General features: G+C 58.8%; 22 protein-coding genes. All 22 read right to left on the reverse strand.

What is annotated here, in order from left to right:
* Positions 1–6: 6 nt before the first annotated feature.
* The 22 genes from plsX to ET418_RS01455 all read right to left on the reverse strand — a co-directional run bounded on the left by plsX (position 7) and on the right by ET418_RS01455 (position 21,836).
* A complete protein-coding gene (gene plsX, locus ET418_RS01350; RefSeq protein WP_149306065.1) occupies positions 7–1,044 on the reverse strand; it encodes a phosphate acyltransferase PlsX in 1,038 nt (345 codons plus the stop codon).
* Positions 1,045–1,072: 28 nt separating this feature from the next.
* Positions 1,073–1,258, reverse strand: coding sequence for a 50S ribosomal protein L32 (gene rpmF, locus ET418_RS01355; RefSeq protein WP_149305776.1), 186 nt, complete (start codon positions 1,256–1,258; stop codon positions 1,073–1,075).
* 48 nt (positions 1,259–1,306) lie between these two features.
* Positions 1,307–1,849: a YceD family protein gene (locus ET418_RS01360; RefSeq protein WP_149305777.1), complete on the reverse strand. Its 543-nt coding sequence runs from the start codon at positions 1,847–1,849 to the stop codon at positions 1,307–1,309.
* 102 nt (positions 1,850–1,951) lie between these two features.
* The gene (gene aroE / locus ET418_RS01365; RefSeq protein ID WP_149305778.1) at positions 1,952–2,815 is read right to left on the reverse strand and encodes a shikimate dehydrogenase; all 864 of its coding nucleotides are present in this window, start codon (positions 2,813–2,815) and stop codon (positions 1,952–1,954) included.
* 4 nt (positions 2,816–2,819) lie between these two features.
* Complete coding sequence (locus tag ET418_RS01370; RefSeq protein ID WP_149305779.1) at positions 2,820–4,709, reverse strand: glycosyltransferase family 117 protein; 1,890 nt, start codon at positions 4,707–4,709, stop codon at positions 2,820–2,822.
* Positions 4,706–5,716, reverse strand: coding sequence for a lysylphosphatidylglycerol synthase transmembrane domain-containing protein (locus ET418_RS01375; protein ID WP_149305780.1), 1,011 nt, complete (start codon positions 5,714–5,716; stop codon positions 4,706–4,708). Before ET418_RS01375 ends, ET418_RS01370 begins: the two co-directional genes overlap by 4 nt.
* A 1-nt stretch (position 5,717) precedes the next feature.
* Complete coding sequence (locus tag ET418_RS01380; RefSeq protein ID WP_149305781.1) at positions 5,718–6,692, reverse strand: bifunctional riboflavin kinase/FAD synthetase; 975 nt, start codon at positions 6,690–6,692, stop codon at positions 5,718–5,720.
* 36 nt (positions 6,693–6,728) lie between these two features.
* Entirely contained in the window at positions 6,729–9,092 is a 2,364-nt protein-coding gene (gene recG / locus ET418_RS01385) for an ATP-dependent DNA helicase RecG (RefSeq protein WP_149305782.1), read from the reverse strand.
* 272 nt (positions 9,093–9,364) lie between these two features.
* On the reverse strand, positions 9,365–9,934 hold the full coding sequence (thpR, locus tag ET418_RS01390) for an RNA 2',3'-cyclic phosphodiesterase (protein WP_149305783.1): 570 nt from the start codon (positions 9,932–9,934) through the stop codon (positions 9,365–9,367).
* A gap of 121 nt (positions 9,935–10,055) precedes the next feature.
* Positions 10,056–10,256, reverse strand: a complete 201-nt coding sequence (locus ET418_RS01395; protein WP_149305784.1) for a DUF1858 domain-containing protein — start codon at positions 10,254–10,256, stop codon at positions 10,056–10,058.
* A 38-nt stretch (positions 10,257–10,294) separates the two neighbouring features.
* Positions 10,295–10,771 (reverse strand): transcription elongation factor GreA, encoded by a 477-nt coding sequence (gene greA, locus ET418_RS01400; RefSeq protein ID WP_149305785.1) that lies wholly within the window; start codon positions 10,769–10,771, stop codon positions 10,295–10,297.
* A gap of 87 nt (positions 10,772–10,858) precedes the next feature.
* A complete protein-coding gene (gene carB / locus ET418_RS01405; protein WP_149305786.1) occupies positions 10,859–14,110 on the reverse strand; it encodes a carbamoyl-phosphate synthase large subunit in 3,252 nt (1,083 codons plus the stop codon).
* 23 nt (positions 14,111–14,133) lie between these two features.
* The gene (locus ET418_RS01410; protein ID WP_149305787.1) at positions 14,134–14,460 is read right to left on the reverse strand and encodes a DMT family protein; all 327 of its coding nucleotides are present in this window, start codon (positions 14,458–14,460) and stop codon (positions 14,134–14,136) included.
* A complete protein-coding gene (locus ET418_RS01415; RefSeq protein ID WP_149305788.1) occupies positions 14,457–14,954 on the reverse strand; it encodes a ferritin family protein in 498 nt (165 codons plus the stop codon). Before ET418_RS01415 ends, ET418_RS01410 begins: the two co-directional genes overlap by 4 nt.
* A gap of 20 nt (positions 14,955–14,974) precedes the next feature.
* Positions 14,975–15,883, reverse strand: coding sequence for a radical SAM protein (locus ET418_RS01420; RefSeq protein ID WP_149305789.1), 909 nt, complete (start codon positions 15,881–15,883; stop codon positions 14,975–14,977).
* 150 nt (positions 15,884–16,033) lie between these two features.
* Positions 16,034–17,155, reverse strand: coding sequence for a glutamine-hydrolyzing carbamoyl-phosphate synthase small subunit (gene carA / locus ET418_RS01425; RefSeq protein WP_149305790.1), 1,122 nt, complete (start codon positions 17,153–17,155; stop codon positions 16,034–16,036).
* Positions 17,152–17,514, reverse strand: coding sequence for a DUF488 domain-containing protein (locus tag ET418_RS01430; protein WP_149305791.1), 363 nt, complete (start codon positions 17,512–17,514; stop codon positions 17,152–17,154). Before ET418_RS01430 ends, carA begins: the two co-directional genes overlap by 4 nt.
* An 18-nt stretch (positions 17,515–17,532) precedes the next feature.
* Positions 17,533–18,807, reverse strand: a complete 1,275-nt coding sequence (locus tag ET418_RS01435) for a dihydroorotase (protein WP_149305792.1) — start codon at positions 18,805–18,807, stop codon at positions 17,533–17,535.
* A 183-nt stretch (positions 18,808–18,990) separates the two neighbouring features.
* Positions 18,991–19,923 (reverse strand): aspartate carbamoyltransferase catalytic subunit, encoded by a 933-nt coding sequence (locus ET418_RS01440; RefSeq protein ID WP_149305793.1) that lies wholly within the window; start codon positions 19,921–19,923, stop codon positions 18,991–18,993.
* Between the two features lie 12 nt (positions 19,924–19,935).
* On the reverse strand, positions 19,936–20,472 hold the full coding sequence (gene pyrR / locus ET418_RS01445) for a bifunctional pyr operon transcriptional regulator/uracil phosphoribosyltransferase PyrR (RefSeq protein WP_149305794.1): 537 nt from the start codon (positions 20,470–20,472) through the stop codon (positions 19,936–19,938).
* 204 nt (positions 20,473–20,676) lie between these two features.
* Positions 20,677–21,102 (reverse strand): VOC family protein, encoded by a 426-nt coding sequence (locus ET418_RS01450; protein ID WP_420819508.1) that lies wholly within the window; start codon positions 21,100–21,102, stop codon positions 20,677–20,679.
* 2 nt (positions 21,103–21,104) lie between these two features.
* The gene (locus ET418_RS01455; protein ID WP_149305795.1) at positions 21,105–21,836 is read right to left on the reverse strand and encodes a cytochrome c biogenesis CcdA family protein; all 732 of its coding nucleotides are present in this window, start codon (positions 21,834–21,836) and stop codon (positions 21,105–21,107) included.
* Positions 21,837–21,840: the final 4 nt, after the last annotated feature.

Raw genomic sequence — 21,840 nt, forward strand, 5'->3', positions numbered from 1 at the left:
GCTCCTTCATGCGACTGCCTGCGTTTTCAGGTTGTCGCGCTGCATGTTGACCATGCTGTTTTCCGACAGTTTTTCCGCCACCCGTTCGGTGACGCCGCTTTTGGCGTAGTCATGGGCAAAGCGTACGGCGTTTTTGATCGCCTTAACATTGGAACCGCCGTGACAGATCATGCCCACGCCATTGATGCCCAGCAGGGGAGCACCGCCGTATTCGGCATAGTCAACGATCTTTTTGAAACGACGGAATGCGCCGTGCACGAAGAGATACCCGAGTTTCGACACCCAGCTCTTAACGATCTCTTCCTTTAACATCCTGGCCGCTGCTTCCGCAAGCCCCTCGGACAGCTTGAGCACGACATTCCCCACAAAACCGTCGCAGACGACCACCTCCACCGTTCCCTTGAAGATGTCGCGCCCCTCCACATAGCCGGCGTAATTGAGCGACGTTTCCCTCAGGATGGCGTTGGTTTCACGAGTCAGTTCATTGCCCTTGGAATCCTCCTCGCCGTTGGACAGCAAACCGACGGCCGGGTTGGTGATCCCCATGGCATAGTGGGCATAGACCTCGCCCATGATGGCAAACTGGGCCAAGTGTTGCGGTTTGCAATCAACGTTACCGCCCACATCCAGCACGAGGGTCTGCCCCTTGAGGGTAGGAAAAATCTGGGCGATGGCAGGCCGCTCGATACCGTTGATACGCTTGAGCACGACCATGCCTGCCGCCATGGTGGCACCGGAGTTTCCGGCGCTGACTGCAGCGCAGGCCTTCCCCTCCTTGACCAGTTCGAACGCCAGACGTACGGAAGAATTTTTCTTCTTGCGGACGGCATCAGAGGCAGAGTCGTGCATCCCCACAACTTCACTGGCATGGAAGATGTCGATATCCAGACCGTTTGTCTGATGCTTGGTCAATTCGGCCTCAAGCCTGGCACGATCACCCACCAGGGTTATCGCTATTCCAAACTCACGGCAAGCGGCAACGGCTCCGGCGACTTCCACGGATGGGGCGTTATCCCCTCCCATTGCGTCAACGGCAACTCTCATCATTCCCGGTAGTAACACGGATGGCTGCTTACTGGGCCGAAGAGAGATCGATAACTTCTTTGCCCTTGTACGTGCCACACGTCGGACATACCCGGTGGGGAAGCTTGGGGGATTTGCACTGTGGGCAGGTCGAAACCGACTGGGTCGTCAGGAAATCGTGAGCCCTTCTCATATTTTTCCGGGATTTGGAGGTTTTCTTCTTGGGTACTGCCATGTCGATTCTCCTTTTTTCGGTGGAACGGCAACGCCGTCACCGTGGTAATTATCGGGAAACCTTGAAATCCTTCAGGGCGCTGAACTTGAAATTAACTTCATCGCTCCCGCAGGAACAGTCTCCCTGGTTCAGGTCTATCCCGCACGTCGGGCACAACCCCTTACATGTTTCACTGCAAAGCGGCTTGAACGGAACCTCCATGGCGACCTGTTCTTCGATTTCATGGGTAAGATCTATCTCGTCGCCGCTGTAGGTGGCCGAGACAAGGTCCTGATCATTCAACTCGGTTTCTTCTTCATCGTTTTCCTGGCTTGCTGGGCCTTTGCGGAAAAAAATCGTAAAGTTCGATCCGATCTCTGTTCCATAGGATGCGAGGCACCGGGAACAGGTAAATGTTGCCGGCACCGTGACGTTGCCCGCAACCCGCAGATGGTCATATTCGCGCACGGCACTGATCTGGCCCCTGACAGGGCCATTGAAAATGCACGTCCCGTCGGCCTGCATCCCCGAAAGCACCGGAAAGGTATCCACCGGCTCATCTACCTCTATAGTAAGCGCTTTCTCCTGAATATGGTCAACACTGATTTTCATGTATCAATCCGTATGCATCGCCAAACAACAGCGCTTAAAATAGAAAGCTAGTTAGTATATGCAACGCGACTGGTTTGTCAAGACAATTACAAAGAAGCCGAGTCAGAATGCGCATATTCCGGCCAGGATGTGTTTCATCAAACCCGGCGGCGGCAGATTCCCGGTCCAGATACGGAAAGCCAGTTCCCCCTGGGCCGCCAGCATCCCCAGCCCGTTGGCGTGGCGCAAGCCCAGTCGCCGGGCTTCTTGGAGCAACGGCGTGATCGGCGGCGCATAGACCATGTCGTAGACCACGCCGGTTGGGGGCAACGCCTCAAGGTCAAGACCGGCAATGACTTCGTTGTTCATGCCCAGCGACGTGGTATTCACCACCAGTCCGGCATCATGAAGCGAAGTCGTCATCTGCTCGCCGTATTCAGCGGCCATGAGGGCGACATCGGGGTAGCGCGCACCCATGGCTGCGACCAAGGCCGTGGCCCGCTCTCTGCTGCGATTGGCAACGATGATCCGCCGGGCGCCGGCCCGGCAGATGGCGGCCACGGCGCCGCGGGCCGCGCCACCGGCGCCGATAATGACGACAGTACTCTGCTCGGGAATAAAGGCACATTCCTCGGCCAGCGATCTGACCAGTCCGTCGCCATCGGTGTTATAGCCTATCAGGCGGCCATCCTCGTTGTTGACGGTGTTGACGGCACCCGCAGCAGCGGCGCTTTCGTCGAGTCCATCAAGATACGGTATGATGCCGATTTTGTGGGGGATGGTCACGTTAACCCCCTTGACGCCGAGGGCGCGCAGGCCGGCGACAGCCTCACCCAGGTCTTCCGGCTGAACATCGAACGGGACATAGACCCCGTCAAGGCCGCCCGCTTGCATGGCTGCATTCTGCATGGCCGGGGAGAGGGAATGGCGCACGGGGTGACCGATAATGCCGAAAACCTTGCTGGATCCGCTCAGAGAGACAACCACACCGTCACCTCGCCATGCCGTAGCGCATGAGCACCTGCCGGATATTGGGCTGCATCTCGGGCGAGATCTGTCCTGCCATGGTCAGCATCCGCATCCCCTCCGTGGGCCGGCCCACACTGAGCAGAAAATCGCCGGCCTCAAGATAGCTGTTGGCATAGATCAGGATTGCCTTGCCGGTATCCAGATCCAGGAAGGATATCTTCTCCAGAATCCCCCGGTTGTTGTAATTTTCCCAAACGGAGATGTCGGGGAGCCCCCCGGGTTCAGAACTACGACGCATACGGTAGACAAGCCCTTTTTGGACCGGTATGAATTCACTGGATGTGATCGAGTAGCGGGTCGAAAAATCTATATACACCGGCCGTTGGCCGATCTGCTCGGCAATGGCTATGCGCAGGCAGGCTTCGGGGTCCATGGCCTGAACATCCATTCTTTTCAGGGTGGAATTCCGAAATACCCGCGGCATGGAGTCAAGATACCAGCCGAACACCAGATGGGGCGTATGGGGCAGGTCCACATCCTCGCGCATCCGCTCAACCCCTTGCAGATACCAGAGCGGGAAGGCGCCGCTGTCGCCCCAGGTGAACATGATCGTATTCTGGGGCAGTGACCGCAGGGAGTTGGTGGCATAATCGTAGGCAATATAGTTGTCGTGCTGGTCGTTCTCGTAATAGTTCACGGCGCACAGGGATACCGGCAGCGCAAAATACATCACCGTCACCAGGAGATACACCCGCAGGTCGTAGCGTTCGGGAAGTTTTGCCCTGTGTAGCGCAAATCCGAGCAGGTGAAACAACCCGATACCGATCAGCACGGCGGTCAACAGGTAGAGCGGGGTAAAGAATTCCTCGGTCAGGAAGATGGTTTCATTCGGCGTATTGAAGTACCCGGCGATGACGGCAAGGAACGTAATAACGCCGGCTAGATAGGCGATGGCCACATCGCGCTGCCGTCGCCAGAGGCAAACCAGGGCCAGGATCGCCAATGCCCCCCCAAGCCAGGTGAATTCGTGGGGGATGTTGAATGCCTTGATTTGAGCCCACCACAAAGAGACGTCACGCGGATGGGGTTCAGCCGGGTACCCTTTGCGCAGGAAATGCCACATGAACTGCCCATAGGTTTTGGGGTCGCCCCAGTTCAGGAGAGGATTCTGAGTTGCCCGCAATGGCAGGTAGAGGTGTATGGAAAACCCCAGCAGGGCAAAGGCCGTGGCCAGGATCAATTCCTTGACCCTCAGAACCATGCGCCAGTCAGTCAGCACAATCAGCAAAAACCATGACGGCAGGAGCAGAACGACCGACTGGTGGGCCGCCATGCTCATCCCGGCCAGAAAGGTGCACGCATAGACATAGGCCGGCCGTTCACTGCCGTTTTTGTAGTGCTCGCGCCACTTCAACAGCAGGAGAAAAATAACCGCCGTGATAAAGGCGAGCAGGGGATAAGGCTTATCGTGATTGGATTGGAGCCAGAGCCGCGGGGTGACGCCGAAGGCGAGTGCTGCGGCCAGTCCAGCGGCTTTGACGGCAAAACCGGCAAAACGCTCCTGTTCCACAATCCGCTCATCCTTAAGAATGCGGAGCGTGAGAAGATAAACGCTCATGCAGGCCAGGGATGACGAAAAGGCCGTGGCCATATTGATGCGAAAGGCGATGTTGCCGAACGGCAGCCAGGTAAAAGGCTTGGCATACATGAGAAACAGGGGGTAGCCGGGCGAGTGGGCCGACCCCAGGGAGTAGGAGGCGGTCAGAAACTCACCGCTGTCGAAAAAGGTCACCGAGGGGGCCAGGGTCGCCATGTAGAGCCCGAACGGTATGGCGAAGGCCAGAATCAGATACGGGTCCACGCATTCCGGGAGCAGAGATCTCCAAAAAACGAATGAGAATTTTTTCTTCATGAAGCCTCACCAGCCTTTCGAACCGAATTAAGCGATATTCCGCCGCTCCAGAGGTGGTAAAATCCGGCGATGATAACCGGGAAAAAAGCCGTGCCGTGAATGATCAGGGCAATGCTGACCGAGGTGACGTCGGCAATGCCGAAGGCCGAAAGCCCCTTGAAACAGGCATAATGGTAGGTGCCGATAAAGCCGGGTGAGGCCGGCACCATGACGGCAAACACCAGCAACACCAGAATGAACATGGAGGCGGTAATGGGGAGATGAATACCGAACCCCCGAAGCGTCATGTCCACCGGCAGCACCGCAAACATCCAGATGAAAAACGATGACGCCAGAATGGCCAGGATATGCCCCCCCTTGCTGGACAACCGGATACCGGTGATGAACGAGCCCAACAGCGGGATGAGACGCTCGCTCACCCTTTTGGGAAACGGTTTCAGCAGCCACGCCACCAGATTAAGGGTCCGCATGGTCTGCCGCTTCAGCAGATACAGGAACACGAGCACGCCGCAGTAGAGCAGGAACATGGCCACACCGCCGGCCCGCAGCGCCGTTTCGGCGTCGGCCATGTTGCCGGGCAGGCGCAGGGTGAACAGGGTCGCCAGAAGAATCAGGAGCACCGTGAATCCGTCGAACAGACGGTCAATGACCAGGGACGCGAAGACCGCCGGCGTCTCCAACCCCTCACGCCGGGCCAAGACATAGGCACGCACAAACTCCCCCAGCCGGGCCGGGAGCAGGTTGTTGGCCATATAACCGATGATGGTTGCCGGATAGAGCGATGCCAGCGGAATCGGCTTTTCGGAGATCAGCAGATAACGCCAGCGCACCGCTCGCAGGAAATAACTGATAAAGGTAAACAGCACCGCCAGCGCGATATAGCGGTAATCCACCATCAGCAGGGCTGCGCCCAATTGCTGGAAATTGATTTTCCTGAAGAGCAGCGCCATAAAAAAGGCGCTGATGCCGATCCCCAGCCAGAACTTCACATCAAAGGTGCGTTTCACGTCATTCTCCGATCCGTTCCGGGGAAAACAAGGGCTTGATCAGGCTCTGATCGGCCGCGGCCAGGATTGATTTGGTGGTAGCCACATCCTGCTGAATGGCCGTGATGAGCGCAGCGACATCCGGGAATTTCATTACCTCCCGCAAACGCTGCACAAAGCAGATAGCGATTTCATGGCCATAGAGTTGGCCGGAAAAGTCGAGCAAAAAGGCTTCGATGGTCCGCGCTCCGCCTTCGAAGGTCGGGTTGTTGCCGATGTTGCAGGCGCCTTGCAGGATGCGGCCATCCACGGCAACCATGACCGCATACACACCATCGGGGGGAAGCAGCTCATTGCAGGTCGAGATATTGGCGGTGGGGAACCCGAGGGTCTGGCCGATCTCCCGACCATGCACGACCGTCCCCGAGATGACGTGATACCTCCCAAGAATGCCGGTGGCCGCCGGCATATCTCCGCGGCTGATGAGGCGGCGAGCCAGACTGCTGCTGAAAATGGTGCGCCCCTCCCCGACCGGGCTGATATCCTCCAGGGTAAATCCGTATTCTTTCCCCAGCCGTTCCAGGGTTTTCTGGTTGCCCTGGCGGTCCTTCCCAAAGGCGTAATCATGGCCTATGATGATATGGCGCATCCCCAGGCACCCCATGAGGATGTCGCGCACGAACGCCTCAGCCGGCATCCGGGAAAATTCTGGCGTGAAGTCGATCGCAGCCAGGCAATCGACACCCGTTTCGGCGATCAGGGCCTTCTTCTGGGCAAACGTGGTGATCAGCGGAGGAGCATTTTTAGGCGCCAGCACCGCCAGCGGGTGCGGCTCGAAGGTGACCACCACCGAGGGAAGGCCCCGCTGGACGCACGCTGCTTTCACCTGCCGAAACAACTCGGCATGGCCTCTATGAACTCCATCGAAATTACCAATAGTTACAACAGAACTATCAAAGTTTTTCTTTAAAACGTCCGAACCTGTCAGTACACGCATACCGCAAACATCCTATTCACCAGCGAGAAGTAAAAACTACCCGATCAACGCCAACTCCAGCCGCTGTCCCCAGCGGCGGAGCAACTCTTCCTTGAGGGGGCCATGGCCCACCGCCGACAGCTCGGGGTCCTGCTCCAACAGCCCGAACGCCGCCTGGCGGGCCTGTTCCAGGATGCCCCCGTCCCGCAGGATATTGGCCACCCGAAAATCGGGCATACCCGACTGGCGGATACCGAGAAAATCGCCGGGACCGCGAATCTCCAGATCGGCTTCGGCAATGCGAAAGCCATCGTTGGTCGATTCCATGACCCGCAGCCGCTTTTCGCCATCATCGGAGAACTTGCCGGCGGTCAAAAGGATGCAGCGGGACCGTGCACTGCCCCGCCCCACCCGCCCCCGCAACTGGTGCAGTTGGGAGAGGCCGAAGCGTTCGGCATGCTCGATGACCATGACCGTGGCGTTGGGGACATCGATTCCCACCTCGATAACCGTGGTGGACACCAGGACGTCCAATTCCCGGGCCTTGAAGGCCCCCATAACGGCTTCCTTCTCATCCGGCGCCATGCGGCCGTGCAGCAGGCCGATGCGCAGATCGGGAAACACCGCCTGGCTCAAATGCTCGGCCATCTGGCTGGCCGCTTTGAGGTCCGATTTCTCGGATTCCTCCACCAGGGGATAGATGACATAGGCCTGCCGTCCCTGGCGTACCTCCTCGCGAATCGCGGCATATACCTGCGGCCGCCGCGATTCGAAGGCTATTCGCGTCTCTACCGGTGTGCGGCCCGGCGGCAATTCGTCGATCACCGACAACGACAGGTCGCCGAACAGGGTCATGGCCAGGGTTCGGGGAATCGGGGTGGCAGTCATCACCAGGATATCGGGGTTGGCGCCCTTCTTCTTGAGAATGCCGCGCTGCAGGACACCGAAACGGTGTTGCTCGTCGATGACTCCCAACCCCAGGCGGGCAAACTCGACCTTATCCTGGATGACGGCATGGGTGCCGATGACGATCTGGGCACTGCCGGACGCCACGCGCCCCATGGCTTCCGACTTGGCCTTGCCCTTCATACCTGCGGTAATCAATGCGGTTTCAACGCCCAATTCTTTGCAAAAGCGATGGATGGTATGCCAGTGCTGTTCAGCAAGGATCTCGGTCGGGGCCATGATGGCCACCTGATAGCCGTTTTCCACTGCGATCAGCGCCGCCATCAGCGCCACCAGCGTCTTGCCGCTCCCCACGTCCCCCTGCACCAGCCGGTGCATGGGATGCGGCGCCATCATGTCCGCCTTGATCTCGGACAGGACCCGGCGCTGGGCACCGGTCAGCTCAAAGGGGAGCATCTTGGCCAACTGTTTGGTGTAGCGATGGGTTACCTGGAAGGCAATCCCCTCCTCCAGGGTCACGCCGCGCTTTTTCAAGGCCAAGCCCAGTTCCCAGAAGAAGAACTCGTCAAAGGCAATGGCCCGGTGAGCGGGGGTGCGCCCCTGATTGAGGTCATCCAGCCCGGCTTCAGGCGGCGGCAGGTGCAGCTCCCGCACGGATTGCCGCAGGCCGGGCAGCAGCAGCGGTTTCAGGATGGGCGTGGGGATCAGTTCCTGGAGCGAACCGAGGAAACCGTCCACCACCTCCTTCATCACTCGCCGCATGACCTTCTGGCTCAGCCCTTCGGTCAGGGGATATACCGGTACGATCCTGCCGAAGTTGACCGGATCGGCATCCAGGATATCCTGGATGTCCTTGCCCTCCGCAAGCCACTCGACGTCCGGGTGGTGTACTTCCCGCTGGAAGCCAAACTGAGTGACCTCGCCGACGAAGACGCCGGTTCGGCCCGCCTTCCAAACCCGCTTCATGAAGGTGGGGTTGGCGTTGAACCACTTCAAGGTAATGGAACCGCTGTCGTCCGCCACCAGGGCCTCGAAAAAACGTCTTCCCCCTTTGGTGGCCGCGATATCGGCCGACAGCACCTTTCCGGAAAAGACCGCACTGAAACCGGGCTTCAAACGGGCAACAGGGGTCAACTCGCGGCGGTCCTCGTAGCGATGCGGCAACAGGTACAAGGCATCCTCGACGGTCGCAACGCCGCGTTTTTCCAACAGTTCCGTGAGCTTGGGACCAACACCCTTGATGAACTGCATGCGGGTCTGGAGGTTCTTGCGGGCAATAGCCTCCTTCAGCGTAGCGCCATCATCTTTGGGGTGAGACCTCACCGGTGCAGGACTTTCCACCGCCTCTTTCGGGGGCGCGGCACAGCGGGAGGCGTCCCCTGCCCCACGAAGCACCAGTGCCCCTCCAGCCTCCAACTCAACGGAAACAACGCCGCCCGGTCCGATACCGAGATGGGCGAGCAAATCGGGGGGGATTACCAGGGCGTTATTGGACGAAAGCGTTACCTTCGGCACAGGACAACTCTCAACTCCGGTGCGGTTCGGGCCGCCTTTCCGGAAAGGGGTGCGGGGCTGGCAATGGTTATGGATGCTGAATAGCCTGGGCCGATATCCATGGTGAGATGGCAACTTTCCAGAATCGCGCTGAAGTTTATGGAGTCAGAGATAATTCGGCATTTATACACCATAACAGCGCCAAAATCCACATCAAACGGGGCACGCCCGCCTCCCCGACCGGAGAGGGCACACTCCCGGCAAAAACCGGTGGGAATCAAGGCACGGGGAGATCAATTTTCCTGCAGGGCCCCGCTGGACGCCGTGTTCGCCAAGAGGGTAAACCCTTTTACCGGCGTATGAATGGCCCCCTGGGGCGTCAGTCGGCTCTGAAAGAGCAAGAACTCCCGAACGTCAATCGGCGGGAACTTCAGTGTGCGGTGACGCGCAAGAAACGCCTCCACCTCGCGGGGAGCGGGCAGCTTGAGGCGAGCAAGGGTGACGTGGGAGAAAAAGGGGCGCTCCTCCTGGGCGATAGCGCAAGCCACCGCCGCTTCACGCACCAGAAAAGCCAGATCGTCCAGCTTTGGCTCCGGTTCCAGCCCGGCCCAGAGTACCCTGGGCCGACGCAGGTCGGGAAAGCAACCGGTGCCGCTGAACCGGAGGGTGAAACCGGGCACCCGAATCCTTGCCAATGCCCCGGTCAACTGCCTGAGCGTGCTGTCGTCAACCTCTCCGAGGAATGCCAGGGTCAGATGGATCTGGTCAGCCGGCACCCAGCGGCTACCCGGTATCCCGGCGCCCATTCCTTCCAGTTGCCTCTTGATCTCACCAGGCAGTTCGATGGCGATAAAGAGTCGCATGGCGACCTCCCTTACGCTCAGTCTTTACTGTTTTGATTGTACACACTTCATTCCGGAAACGCAAAAAGCCCCAAGGGAAATGTTCCCCGGGGCTTTTTGCAATAATCGGCCTGGCGGTGAATCAGGCGATGGCCGCGTTCAGGTCCTTTACCAGCGTCTCCACATCGATACCGTGGGCATTGGCCCCCTGTTCGAGGCTTTCATTCTGGGCGCCCATGCAGCCGATACATCCCAGGTTGTACTTCTGCAACACCGCGACGGCGTCGGGATACATGCGCATAACTTCAAAAAAGGTCATATCCTTCGTAATCGTACCAGCCATTGTCGTCTCTCCTCGCAAGAAGGGGGATGCCCCGCCCTTTACTCGTACTTGATGTCGATGATTTCGTATTCCTTGGTTCCCGATGGGACCATCACCTTGACGGTATCGTCAAGCTTGTGGCCGATCAGCGCCTTGCCAACGGGAGACGTGCACGATATCTTGCTCAGCTTGATATCCGCCTCATCCTCGCCGACGATCTTGTAGCACACCTCTTCCTCGGAGGCGGTGTCGTACAGGGTGACGGTGGAGCCGAACACCACCTTGTCCGGTTTCATGCCGGAAAGGTCAACCACATAGGCCCGGGCCAGCTTGCCATTCAGCTCCTGAATGCGTCCTTCGATAAAGGCCTGACGGTTTTTAGCGGCGTCATACTCGGCATTTTCCGAGAGATCGCCGTGACTGCGTGCCTCGGCAATGTCCTGAATGACCTTGGGGCGTTCCACGCGGATCAGGCGTTTCAACTCTTCCTGGAGCGCTTCAAAACTTTCTTTTGTCAACGGTATGGAATGGGACATCTACTATCGATCTCCTGAACACATAAATTAGTGCCACTATTGCACAAGCACACAAAACAAATCGGCGGGAGGACATGCCTCCGGCCGCTATTCTTCCAGATATTCCTGCAGGGTCTTGACGGCCACATCCTGGGCTTTCAGGGCAAGGATGCTGTCCACTGCCGCCTTGGCACCAGCCACCGTGGTGTAATAGGCAATGCCGTGCATCAGGGACTCGCGGCGAATGGAAAAGGAATCTGCCACGGCCTGAGCTCCATGGGTCGTGTTGACCACCAGGTTGATCTCGTCGTTCTTAATGGCGTCAACCACATGGGGACGCCCCTCGACAACCTTGTTGATCCGGCGGACCGGAATCCCCTTTTCTTCCAAAAACGCGGCGGTGCCGCCGGTCGCCCAGATTGCGAAACCATTTCTATACAACTTTTCAGCTGTGGTTACAACATGTTTCTTGTCGGCGTCCCGCACACTGATAAAGGCATTGCCGGTCAACGGCATCTTCACATTGGCCCCCAGTTGCGACTTGGCAAAGGCCTTGGCGAAGGTGTCGCCGATACCCATCACCTCACCGGTGGACTTCATCTCCGGCCCCAGAATCGTATCCACGCCGGGGAACTTGACAAAGGGGAACACCGCCTCCTTGACCGATATGTGCTTCGGCACAATATCGCCGTGCACACCCAACTCCTTGAGGCTTTTGCCGGCCATGATCCGGGCCGCTATCTTTGCCAGGGGGCGTCCGGTTGCCTTGGAAACGAAGGGCGCGGTGCGTGAAGCCCGGGGATTGACCTCCAGGATGTAGATATCGCCATTCCTGACGGCGTACTGCACGTTCATGAGCCCCTTGACGTTCAGTTCCAGGGCCATCAGGACGGTCTGGCGGCGAATCTCGGCCACGGTATCGGCGGAAATGGAGTACGGCGGCAAGGAACAGGCCGAATCGCCGGAATGGATGCCGGCCTCCTCGATATGCTCCATGATCCCGCCCATGACGACCTCGCTGCCGTCACAGAGGGCATCCACGTCGATCTCGATGGCCTCGTCCAGGAACTTGTCGATCAGGATGGGGTGCCCGGGCGAAGCCTGGACGGCGGTGGTCATGTAACGCAGCAGGTTTTCCGCGTTGTAGACGATCTCCATGGCGCGTCCGCCCAGCACGTAGGATGGGCGCACCACGACCGGGTACCCGATACGGTTGGCCACCTTCTCGGCCTCCTCAAAAGAGCGGGCCGTGCCGTTCTCGGGTTGGCGCAACCCCAGTTTATGGAGCATTTCCTGGAATCGCTCCCGGTCTTCTGCCCGGTCGATGGCATCCGGCGAGGTACCGATGATCGGCACGCCCGCTTTTTCAAGCGCCACCGCCAGTTTGAGCGGTGTCTGGCCGCCAAACTGCACGATCACGCCCACCGGGTTTTCCTTGGCGACTATCTCCAGCACGTCCTCCAGGGTCAAAGGTTCGAAGTAGAGCCGGTCCGAGGTGTCGTAATCCGTGGAAACCGTCTCCGGGTTGCAGTTGACCATGATGGTCTCGTAGCCGTCCTCGGCCAGGGCAAAGACGCCGTGCACGCAGCAGTAGTCGAATTCGATCCCCTGGCCGATGCGGTTGGGGCCGCCCCCCAGGATCATGATCTTCTTGCGGTCCGTCGGCTCGGCCTCGCACTCTTCCTCATAGGTCGAGTACAGGTACGGGGTATAGGCTACGAACTCGGCGGCGCAGGTATCGACCCGCTTATACACCGGGCGTACCCCCAGAGACCAGCGCAGGCCGCGCAGCGCATCTTCGTTCATCCGCCAGAGCTGCGCCAGGAATTTGTCCGAAAAGCCCATCTGCTTGGCTTCGCGGATGATCTGTTTAAGATCTTCTTTGCTAGAATTCTTCGGCTCAACCAGCTTCAGCCGTTCCTCCATCTCGATGATCTGGCGAATATTGTGCAAAAACCAGGGGTCGATGGCGGTGTGCTTGTGGATCTCGGCAACGGTCATGCCGCTGCGCAAGGCGTCGCCCACGTACCAGAGCCGCTCCCAATTAGGGGTGCGCAGCTTCTCTATCAGCAGTTGCTGCTCCTTGACGGTCAGAGCCCGGCGTGTTTCGGCATTCAGGTCGAACAGGCGCGACTCGAAACCGGAAGAACCGATCTCCAAGGAACGGAGCGCCTTTTGAAACGACTCCTTGAAGGTACGGCCGATGGCCATCACCTCCCCTACCGATTTCATCTGGGTGGTCAGGATGGCATCGGCGGCCGGGAACTTCTCAAAGGTGAAGCGGGGTATCTTGGTGACGACGTAATCGATGGTCGGCTCGAAGCAGGCCGGCGTCTCGCGGGTGATGTCGTTGGTGATCTCGTCCAGGGTATACCCCACCGCCAGTTTGGCGGCGATCTTGGCAATGGGGAAGCCGGTGGCTTTGGAGGCCAGGGCCGATGACCGGGAGACGCGCGGGTTCATCTCGATCACCACCAGGCGGCCGTTCTGGGGATTGATGCCGAACTGGATATTGGAGCCGCCCGTATCCACGCCGATCTCGCGGATGATCTTGAGGGCCGCGTCACGGAGAATCTGATATTCCTTGTCGGTCAGGGTCTGGGCCGGGGCGACCGTGATGGAGTCGCCGGTATGCACCCCCATGGGGTCGAAGTTTTCGATGGAGCAGACGATCACCACGTTGTCGGCCGTGTCGCGCATCACCTCCAGTTCATATTCCTTCCAGCCGATGACCGACTCCTCCACCAGAATTTCGTCGGTGGGCGATGCGTCGATGCCGGCCAGGGCCATCTTTTCGTACTCTTCCATGTTGTAGGCAATGCCGCCGCCGGTGCCGCCCAGGGTGAACGAGGGGCGGATAATGGCCGGGAATCCGATCGCCTTGACGACTTCCATGGCCTCCCGATAGTTGTGGGCCAGGCCCGAGGAAGGAACGGCCAAACCGATTTTTTCCATCGCCTGTTTAAATAGAGTGCGATCCTCGGCCTTCTTGATGGCCGGCAGCTTGGCGCCGATCAACTCCACGCCGAATTTGTCCAGGATACCCGCTTCGGCCACCGCCACGGCGGTGTTCAAAGCCGTCTGGCCGCCCAGGGTGGGCAGAATAGCATCAGGACGCTCCCGCTCGATGATCTTGGCCAAAATATCGGGGGTCACCGGTTCGATGTAGGTACGGTCGGCAAAATCCGGGTCGGTCATGATGGTGGCAGGGTTGCTGTTCAACAGTACCACCTCGAATCCCTCCTCCTTCAGGGCCTTGCAGGCCTGGGTGCCGGAGTAGTCGAATTCGCAGGCCTGACCGATGACGATCGGTCCGGCTCCGATGATGAGAATTTTCTTGATGTCGGTACGTTTCGGCATATATGCATGACTCCTTCTCGTGATTAGCGAAATATGAAAAAAACGGCTCCAGCCAGGCAAAAACCGGCCCAGAGATAATTCCAGGTCAGGGTGGTGCCCATGTACAGTACGGCAAAGGGTACAAAGACCGACAGGGTGATGACCTCCTGCATGATCTTCAACTGCGCCAGGGAGAAACGGCCGTAACCGATGCGGTTGGCCGGCACCTGGATCAGGTACTCGAAGAAAGCGATCCCCCAGGAAACCGCCACGGCGATCAGCCAGTGCCGGGTACGCAGGTTTCTGAGATGGGCGTACCAGGCAAAGGTCATGAAAATGTTGGATACTATCAGCAGCCCTATCGTTTTCATCCGTCCCTATCCGTCCGGGACTGGGTCACGTCGGTCAGGAATCTTTTTAGCAGCTGGACATGCTCCTGGTCGAAACGCATCATCGCCTTGAAGATCTTCTGGATGGAACCATCCGCAAACCTGACGACGCTCTCCATGTGCAGGTCGGCCAGTGATTCCTCCATCTCGATGGCCCGTGACAGGGCCGTTTCGAGATCGGGGGGCTGTTGCCGGACATGGGACAAAAGCATGCCCAACTTGTGGCATACCCTTTCCGCTCGCTCGGGATCAATCGCCACGACAAAGTCCACATTACGATAGAGCCGGTCGGCAAGCTCGAACTGCCGGAGGTGATTTTCCTCCTCAAGCGCTGTCTTGTGCCACAGTTGCGCTGCATCGTGGTTCTCGCGAAAAAGCTCACTGTAATAGTGATAGAGTTCCGCGGTTTGGGCCTCTATCCTGGCGCAGATTTTAAAGATAAGGCAATGATCCGCATGGTTGCTCGTGGTGTCCATCGCCGTTATGCCCCCTTCGCTCAATCCTGCACCCAGCCGTTGTCCAGATCGAACTCTTCCAGTGCTTCCAGCGCCTCATCGTACTCGTCGTCGGTGAGCTTGCGGCCGAGTACCGGCATGCCCACGGCCAGGTGGGCCGGGAAGTACTGGCGCATCAGGGAGATATGGGTTGCCGTCCCCAGGTTCCCGGCAATCCAGGACAAGGTTTTACGCGTTTCCGCCAACCCTCCCGGCAGTACCAAATGACGGATAATCAACCCTTTGACCGCCAAGCCTTCATCGTCGAGTTCAAGGTGCCCCACCTGCCGGAGCATCTCGGCGACAGCCGACCGGTTGATGTCCGCATACCCCGGGGCCGAGGAGATACGCTCGGCGGTTCCGTTATCGGCATACTTCATATCCGGCAGAAAGACATCCACCACACCGTCCAGGAGCGCCAGGGCATCAACCTTTTCGTAGCCGCTGGAATTCCAGACCAGAGGGAGCCGGAACCCCAGGGGAATTGCCAGATAGAGCGCAGCCAGGATCTGGGGCACGTAGTGGGTGGGGGTGACGAGATTGATGTTGTGCACCCCCCGCTGTTGGAGCTTGAGCATCCGATCGGCCAAGACCTTTGTCGTTATCACCTCGCCGTTGCCCATCTGGCTGATGGGGAAATTCTGGCAGAAGCGGCATTTCAGGCTGCACCCGGTGAGAAAGATCGTGCCGGACCCCCGGCTGCCGGAGATGGGCGGTTCCTCGCCGTTATGAACATTAGCCGAAGCGATTGCCGGATGCGCCCCGGCACCGCAGATTCCCAGCTCCCCCCGGAGACGGTTCACACCGCAGTCGTGGGGGCAGATATCGCAGGCGGCCAGACGACCATAGGCCGCGCGGACACGCTCCAGCAACTCGCCCGAGTGATAAAGGGTCAGATAGTTCAAAGTCATTTCTTCTTAGGTCTTCGTTTTTTCTGTCGGTTGCCGATTTTGCGTCAGATCAAGGCTGTCGAGGTATCGCGCGGAGGCATAGCAGCGCTATGCCGCACAAACGATGCCGAAGACTTACGCCGATCTGGCGTAAAAGCGGCAACCGTGCCTCTAGCGATACTTCTCCATCATCTCCACAAACCTTCCAAACAGATACTGGGAATCGTGCGGTCCCGGCGAGGCCTCGGGGTGATGCTGCACAGAGAAGATCGGCAGGTCGCAGTGGCGGATTCCCTCTACAGTCTGGTCGTTCAGGTTCTCATGCCCCAGGCAGGCCACAGTCCCGAGGGAATCGAGATCAACGGCAAAACCGTGATTCTGGGCCGTGATCTCGACCTTGCGGGTCGTCATGTCCATGACCGGCAGGTTGGAGCCGTGGTTGCCAAAGGGGAGTTTCATGGTCTTGCCACCCAGGGCCAATCCCAGCAACTGGTGGCCGAGACAGATGCCGAAGATCGGCTTTTTGCCGATAAGCTTGCGAAGGTTTTCGATCACGCCGGTCAGCGGCTCCGGGTCGCCCGGGCCATTGCTGAGGAAGATGCCGTCCGGATTCATGGCCAGGACCTCTTCGGCCGGGAACGCGGCCGGCACCACGGTCACGTCGCAGCCGGCATCCACGAGGCAGCGTAGGATATTGTACTTGATGCCGAAATCGAAAGCCACCACCTTGTAGTTGAGGGTGGCGGGATCGACCGCAGCATAGCCTGTCTCCAAGTTCCACAGCCCCTCGGTCCAATGGTACGGCTTGTCGCAACTGACGCCGCTGGCCAGGTCCAGACCGGCCATACTGGGGACGGCCCGCGCCTTTTTGACAAGGCTCTCCCGGTCGAAATCAACCGTGGAGATGATCCCGTTCTGGGCCCCCTTGTCCCGCAGATGCCGGGTCAGGGCACGGGTGTCGAGACCCTGGATGCCCACGACACTGTTTTCCTTGAGGTAGGCGTCCAGGCTCATGGTGGCGCGCCAGTTGGAGTAGCAGTCCATATACTCCTTGACGATAAAACCGGAGAGGAAAAGACCGCGGCTCTCTATATCCTCGGGGTTGATGCCGGTGTTGCCGATCTGGGGGTAGGTCATGGTGACCATCTGCCCCTTATAGGATGGATCGGTCAGGACCTCCTGATAACCGCACATGGAGGTATTGAAAACCACTTCACCCGTGGCCTCGCCGCCGGCTCCAAATGATCTCCCCTCGAAAATGCGCCCATCGGCGAGCGCAAGAACTGCTTTCATACGTATGACTCCTTTTGATAAGACTCGATGACTTGTTTCAGAACCACTGCATTGTTCCGGTCGCAATCGCGCGCGGCAAACAGCAGGGTTATGGTTGTATCGTCCGCTTCGTTGCGCAGTTGCTCCACCAGGGGGGCATGTTCCCGGAGCTCTTCCCGGTAACGGCTGCGGAACTCCTCCCATTTTTCGGGGGCATGGCCGAACCAGCGGCGCAACTGGTCGCTGGGTGCAATATCCTTGAGCCAGGCATCTATCCGGGCCGCGTCCCGGGAGATCCCCCGTGGCCAGAGGCGATCGACCAGGATGCGCTTACCGTCCCCCGCTTCCGCTGGTTCATACACCCGCTTGAGCTGCAGCATGGCATCCTCCGACGTTAATTACCGGGAAAAAACCACTGCGCCGCCCCGGATGGTACAGGCCGCGACCCCTTTCATCTTCCAGCCGACAAAGGGGGTGTTCCGGGACTTGCTGACCAGCTTTTCCGTCTCCACCGGCCACTCGGCGGCGGGATCGATTACGGTCAGGTCCGCCACACTGCCGACGCGAAGACTCCCGCGCGAGATGCCAAGTATTTTCGAAGGATTGCATGACATTTTTTCAATCAATTGATTAAGGGTCAGAATGCCGTCCCCTACCAGCTTCAGGGAGAGCGGCAGCGATGTCTCCAGGCCGATGATGCCGTTCAGGGCCGCATTGAACTCCACGTCCTTTTCATCCAGATGGTGCGGCGCGTGATCGGTGGCGATGCAGTCGATGGTGCCGTCCCGGAGTCCCTCCTTGACGGCGGCCACGTCATCGGCCTCGCGCAGCGGCGGGTTCATCTTGGCGTTGGTGTCGTAACCGCGGACCGCGTCATCGGTCAGGGTGAAGTAATGGGGCGCGGTTTCGCACGTCACCTTGACGCCGCGGGCTTTGGCCTCGCGGATGATGCGCACCGACCCTTTGGTGGAAACGTGGGCGATGTGGAGCGGCGAATTGGTGTATTCTGCCAGCAGCACGTCCCGGGCCGTGGCGATATCCTCGGCAACCCGGGGAATCCCCTTCAAGCCGAGTTCCGTGGAGGTGAACCCCTCGTTCATGACCCCCTCCCCCACCAATGCCAGGTCCTCGGCATGGGAGATGACCAGAATGCCGATGCCTCGGGCATATTCGAGGGCGCGGCGCATGAGCTCCGCATTGGCGACCGGCCTGCCGTCGTCCGAAACCGCAACGCAACCGGCTTCTTTCAACTCGCCCATCTCGGCCATGCGCTCGCCGCCCATGCCGTAGGTGATGCAGCCGACCGGAAAGACGTTACAGAACCCGTCGGTGTTGGCCTTGTTGATGATATAGCTGGCCACGGCCTTGTTGTCGATGGCCGGCTTGGTATTGGGCATACAGGCCAGGGAGGTGAAACCACCCGCTGCCGCGGCCTTGGTGCCGCTGACGATATCCTCTTTGTACTCCAACCCCGGATCGCGCAGGTGCACGTGCATGTCCACCAGTCCCGGCACCACGTATTTCCCGGCGGCATCGACGGTCTCCACGCCGGCCGGCGCCTTCAGGTTCTTGCCGATCTCCTTCACCAGCCCGGCTTCCACCAGCACATCCGCCATCTCGTCCAACCCCTGGGAAGGATCGATCACCCGGCCGTTCTTGATCAAAAGATTCATATGGTCACCTCAAAGAGAAGTAGAATTAATTCCAAGTTACAATCAAGATGGCACTACTATCAACCACCCCCAGCCCCTCCTTATCAAGGAGGGGAGCTTATAGTCCCCCTCCTGATTCAGGAGGGGTTAGGGGTGGTTAGGTATCAGCTTGAATCCGTCTTTCTCTGTGGCAGGTGTTCGCCTTTACTCCAACTCACCGCCGCACACGTGGTAGAGCATGGCCATCCTCACCGCCACGCCGTTCTCCACCTGTTTGAGGACATGGGACTGGTTGCCGTTCACCACGTAGGAGGACATCTCCACGCCGCGGTTGATGGGGCCGGGGTGCATGACCATGGCTCCCGGCTTGGCCAGCTTGAGGTTCTCGGGATTGAGCCCGAAGTAGCGGGAGTATTCCCGGGCATTGGGCATCAAGGTCTTGCCCTGGCGTTCCTGCTGGATGCGCAGCATTACGACCACGTCGGCATCCTGGATGGCTTCCCTCATGGTGGCGCACACCGTGACGCTACCCAGCCTTTCGACCGCCGGCGGCATCATGGTCGGCGGGCCGGCCAGGTAGATGTGGGACCCCATCTTGGTCAGCCCCTGGATATCGGAGCGGGCCACCCGGCTATGGGTGATGTCGCCCACAATGGCCACCTTGAGGCCATCCAGTCGGCCGAACCGGTCCCGTATGGTCAACAGGTCCAGAAGCCCTTGTGAAGGATGTTCATGGGCGCCGTCACCGGCGTTGACCACCGAGCAGGTCACCTTTTTGGCCAGGTGGTAATGGGCGCCGGAAACCGCATGGCGCATGACGATGATATCAGGCTTCATGGCCAGGAGGTTCAGGGCCGTATCCGCCAGGGTTTCCCCCTTGGTAGCCGAACTGGTGGAAGGGGAGATATTGACGGTATCGGCGGAAAGCCGTTTGGCGGCTATTTCAAAGGAAGTCCGCGTGCGGGTCGATGCCTCGTAAAACAGATTGATGATGGTCTTGCCGCGCAACGTGGGGACCTTCTTGATGTCGCGGCTGTTGATCTCCCGCATGTTTTCGGCCGTCGCCAGGAGCAGCTCGATATCTTCCTTGGTCAGGTCCCTGAGTGCAATGATATTTCTGTGTTTGAACTCTGCCATGCCCCCTCCTCCCTATTTTTCAAGAACAACTTCAAGCGGCTGATTCTGTGCGCTGAATATGACCTGAACATTTTCCTTCAAACTGGTCGGCACGTTGCGCCCGACGAAATCGGCCCGGATGGGCAGTTCCCGGTGTCCCCGGTCGATCAGCACCGCCAGCTGGATGCATTCCGGCCTGCCGTGGTCCATCAGGGCATCCATGGCGGCCCGAATGGTGCGGCCGGTAAAGAGCACATCATCCACCAGGACGACCTTTTTCCCTTGCAGTGAAAAACCGATCTCCGTTTTTCCCACCGGCAGACGGGAGGTATGACTCTTGATGTCGTCGCGGTAGAGGGTGATGTCGATCGCCCCCACCGGAACCGCTGCACCTTCAATCATCGCAATGGATTGCGCGAGTTCCTCGGCCAGGAAGGCCCCGCCCGAGCGGATGCCGATCAGGACCACATCCTGCACCCCTTTGTTCCGTTCCAGGATCTCGTGGGAGATGCGGGTCAACGCCCGTTTGATGCCGCTTTCATCCAGCAGTACCGTCAGATTGTCCGCCATGGTCGGCCACCTTTCCCTTTAGCACAAAAAAAGAGCCTCACCACGCATGCGGCAAGACCCTTCGATATATGATTCGCTTCGGTCATCTGTGTAACCCTTGCCAACCTCTCGGGCTGGATTAAAAGGTAGTGTGTATGTTGTGGTCGGAGAGTACCACTCTCCGTAGTCAAGGTCAAGGATAATTGATCGCGGGGCCGCCCCTCCCTACGAGCCGGACCTCTTGCTCTTTTCAACCGGTTCGTCCAGTACCACCAGATAACCGTCCGGGTCAAAGCACCACAACTCCTTGATGCCGTAGGGCTTGACTTCAAGGGGGTAGAGGAGTTCCAACCCCTCCTCCACGAGGGCCTCGCTGATGCCTTCGATATCGTCAACCCGAAAATGCAGCGTCATGCCGATACCACGGGGGAACATGCTGAAACGGGGTTCAAGCATTGGATGGGACCTTATGACGTCATCCTCTTCCACGAAGATCAAGGCCATGTTGTCCATATCCATTACGAGGTAGTCCGGGGCGCCCGGGGAGGTAAAGGAACGCTGCACCGGCAACTCCAGTATGCCGGCATAGAAGGCTTCGGTCACCGATAGTTGCGACACGGCAAGTTGCATGGAGTGTCGCGCCCGGTGAATCTTCACTCAATCCCCTTGAAGAGCATACCGGCATAACCGGAAAGGCGCGCAAGGCCGTTCGTATAGATCAGGATGCCGACCAGCACCAGGAAAAGGCCGGTACAGATCTCGAATACGCGAATAAATTTTTTGAACCGGTTGAAGACGGTCAGGAATTGATGCATGGCCAGGGCTGAGAGGAAGAACGGGATCCCCAAACCCAGGGAATACAGCAGCAGCAGAATGATTCCCTGCATGATGCTGCCTTCGGTGGCGGCCACCATAAGGATCGAAGCCAGGATCGGACCGATGCAGGGGGTCCATCCGGCGGCAAAGGCGATACCCACCAGAAAACTTCCCACATACCCCGTCGGCTTTTGGTGAAGCTGCACCCTCTTCTCGCCCATCAGGAAATGAAGCGGCACCAGCCCGGTTACATGGATGCCGAACAGGACGATCAATACCCCGCCGACCTTGCGCACCACCCCGATATGCTCCTGGAGGAACGAACCGACAAAGGTTGCCGAAGCCCCCAACAGTACGAATACCACGGTAAAGGCAGCAATGAAGGCAAGGGCGTGCAGCATAGCCTTGCGGCGGACGATGTAAGACGGATGCTCGGCCTGCAGATCGGCAAAGGAGAGACCGGTGATATAGGTGATATAGGAAGGGATCAACGGCAGGACACAGGGGGAGAGAAATGAAAGCAGCCCGGCGATGAAAGCGCCTACATATGTGACATGCTGGGAATGCACGGCA

Source organism: Oryzomonas rubra (assembly GCF_008369015.1).
Lineage (GTDB): Bacteria > Desulfobacterota > Desulfuromonadia > Geobacterales > Pseudopelobacteraceae > Oryzomonas > Oryzomonas japonica.

Excerpts from the sequence above, each read along its gene's own strand:
- carB (WP_149305786.1), bottom strand. The coding sequence starts at position 14,110 with ATGCCGAAACGTACCGACATCAAGAAAATTCTCATCATCGGAGCCGGA.
- pyrR (WP_149305794.1), bottom strand. The coding sequence starts at position 20,472 with ATGGCGGACAATCTGACGGTACTGCTGGATGAAAGCGGCATCAAACGG.
- ET418_RS01430 (WP_149305791.1), bottom strand. The coding sequence starts at position 17,514 with ATGCTGCAGCTCAAGCGGGTGTATGAACCAGCGGAAGCGGGGGACGGT.
- ET418_RS01370 (WP_149305779.1), bottom strand. The coding sequence starts at position 4,709 with ATGAAGAAAAAATTCTCATTCGTTTTTTGGAGATCTCTGCTCCCGGAA.
- ET418_RS01435 (WP_149305792.1), bottom strand. The coding sequence starts at position 18,807 with ATGAATCTTTTGATCAAGAACGGCCGGGTGATCGATCCTTCCCAGGGG.
- ET418_RS01380 (WP_149305781.1), bottom strand. The coding sequence starts at position 6,692 with ATGCGTGTACTGACAGGTTCGGACGTTTTAAAGAAAAACTTTGATAGT.
- plsX (WP_149306065.1), bottom strand. The coding sequence starts at position 1,044 with ATGAGAGTTGCCGTTGACGCAATGGGAGGGGATAACGCCCCATCCGTG.
- ET418_RS01440 (WP_149305793.1), bottom strand. The coding sequence starts at position 19,923 with ATGGCAGAGTTCAAACACAGAAATATCATTGCACTCAGGGACCTGACC.
- greA (WP_149305785.1), bottom strand. The coding sequence starts at position 10,771 with ATGTCCCATTCCATACCGTTGACAAAAGAAAGTTTTGAAGCGCTCCAG.
- ET418_RS01360 (WP_149305777.1), bottom strand. The coding sequence starts at position 1,849 with ATGAAAATCAGTGTTGACCATATTCAGGAGAAAGCGCTTACTATAGAG.
- ET418_RS01410 (WP_149305787.1), bottom strand. The coding sequence starts at position 14,460 with ATGAAAACGATAGGGCTGCTGATAGTATCCAACATTTTCATGACCTTT.
- ET418_RS01415 (WP_149305788.1), bottom strand. The coding sequence starts at position 14,954 with ATGGACACCACGAGCAACCATGCGGATCATTGCCTTATCTTTAAAATC.
- rpmF (WP_149305776.1), bottom strand. The coding sequence starts at position 1,258 with ATGGCAGTACCCAAGAAGAAAACCTCCAAATCCCGGAAAAATATGAGA.
- thpR (WP_149305783.1), bottom strand. The coding sequence starts at position 9,934 with ATGCGACTCTTTATCGCCATCGAACTGCCTGGTGAGATCAAGAGGCAA.
- ET418_RS01395 (WP_149305784.1), bottom strand. The coding sequence starts at position 10,256 with ATGGCTGGTACGATTACGAAGGATATGACCTTTTTTGAAGTTATGCGC.
- ET418_RS01420 (WP_149305789.1), bottom strand. The coding sequence starts at position 15,883 with ATGACTTTGAACTATCTGACCCTTTATCACTCGGGCGAGTTGCTGGAG.
- carA (WP_149305790.1), bottom strand. The coding sequence starts at position 17,155 with ATGAAAGCAGTTCTTGCGCTCGCCGATGGGCGCATTTTCGAGGGGAGA.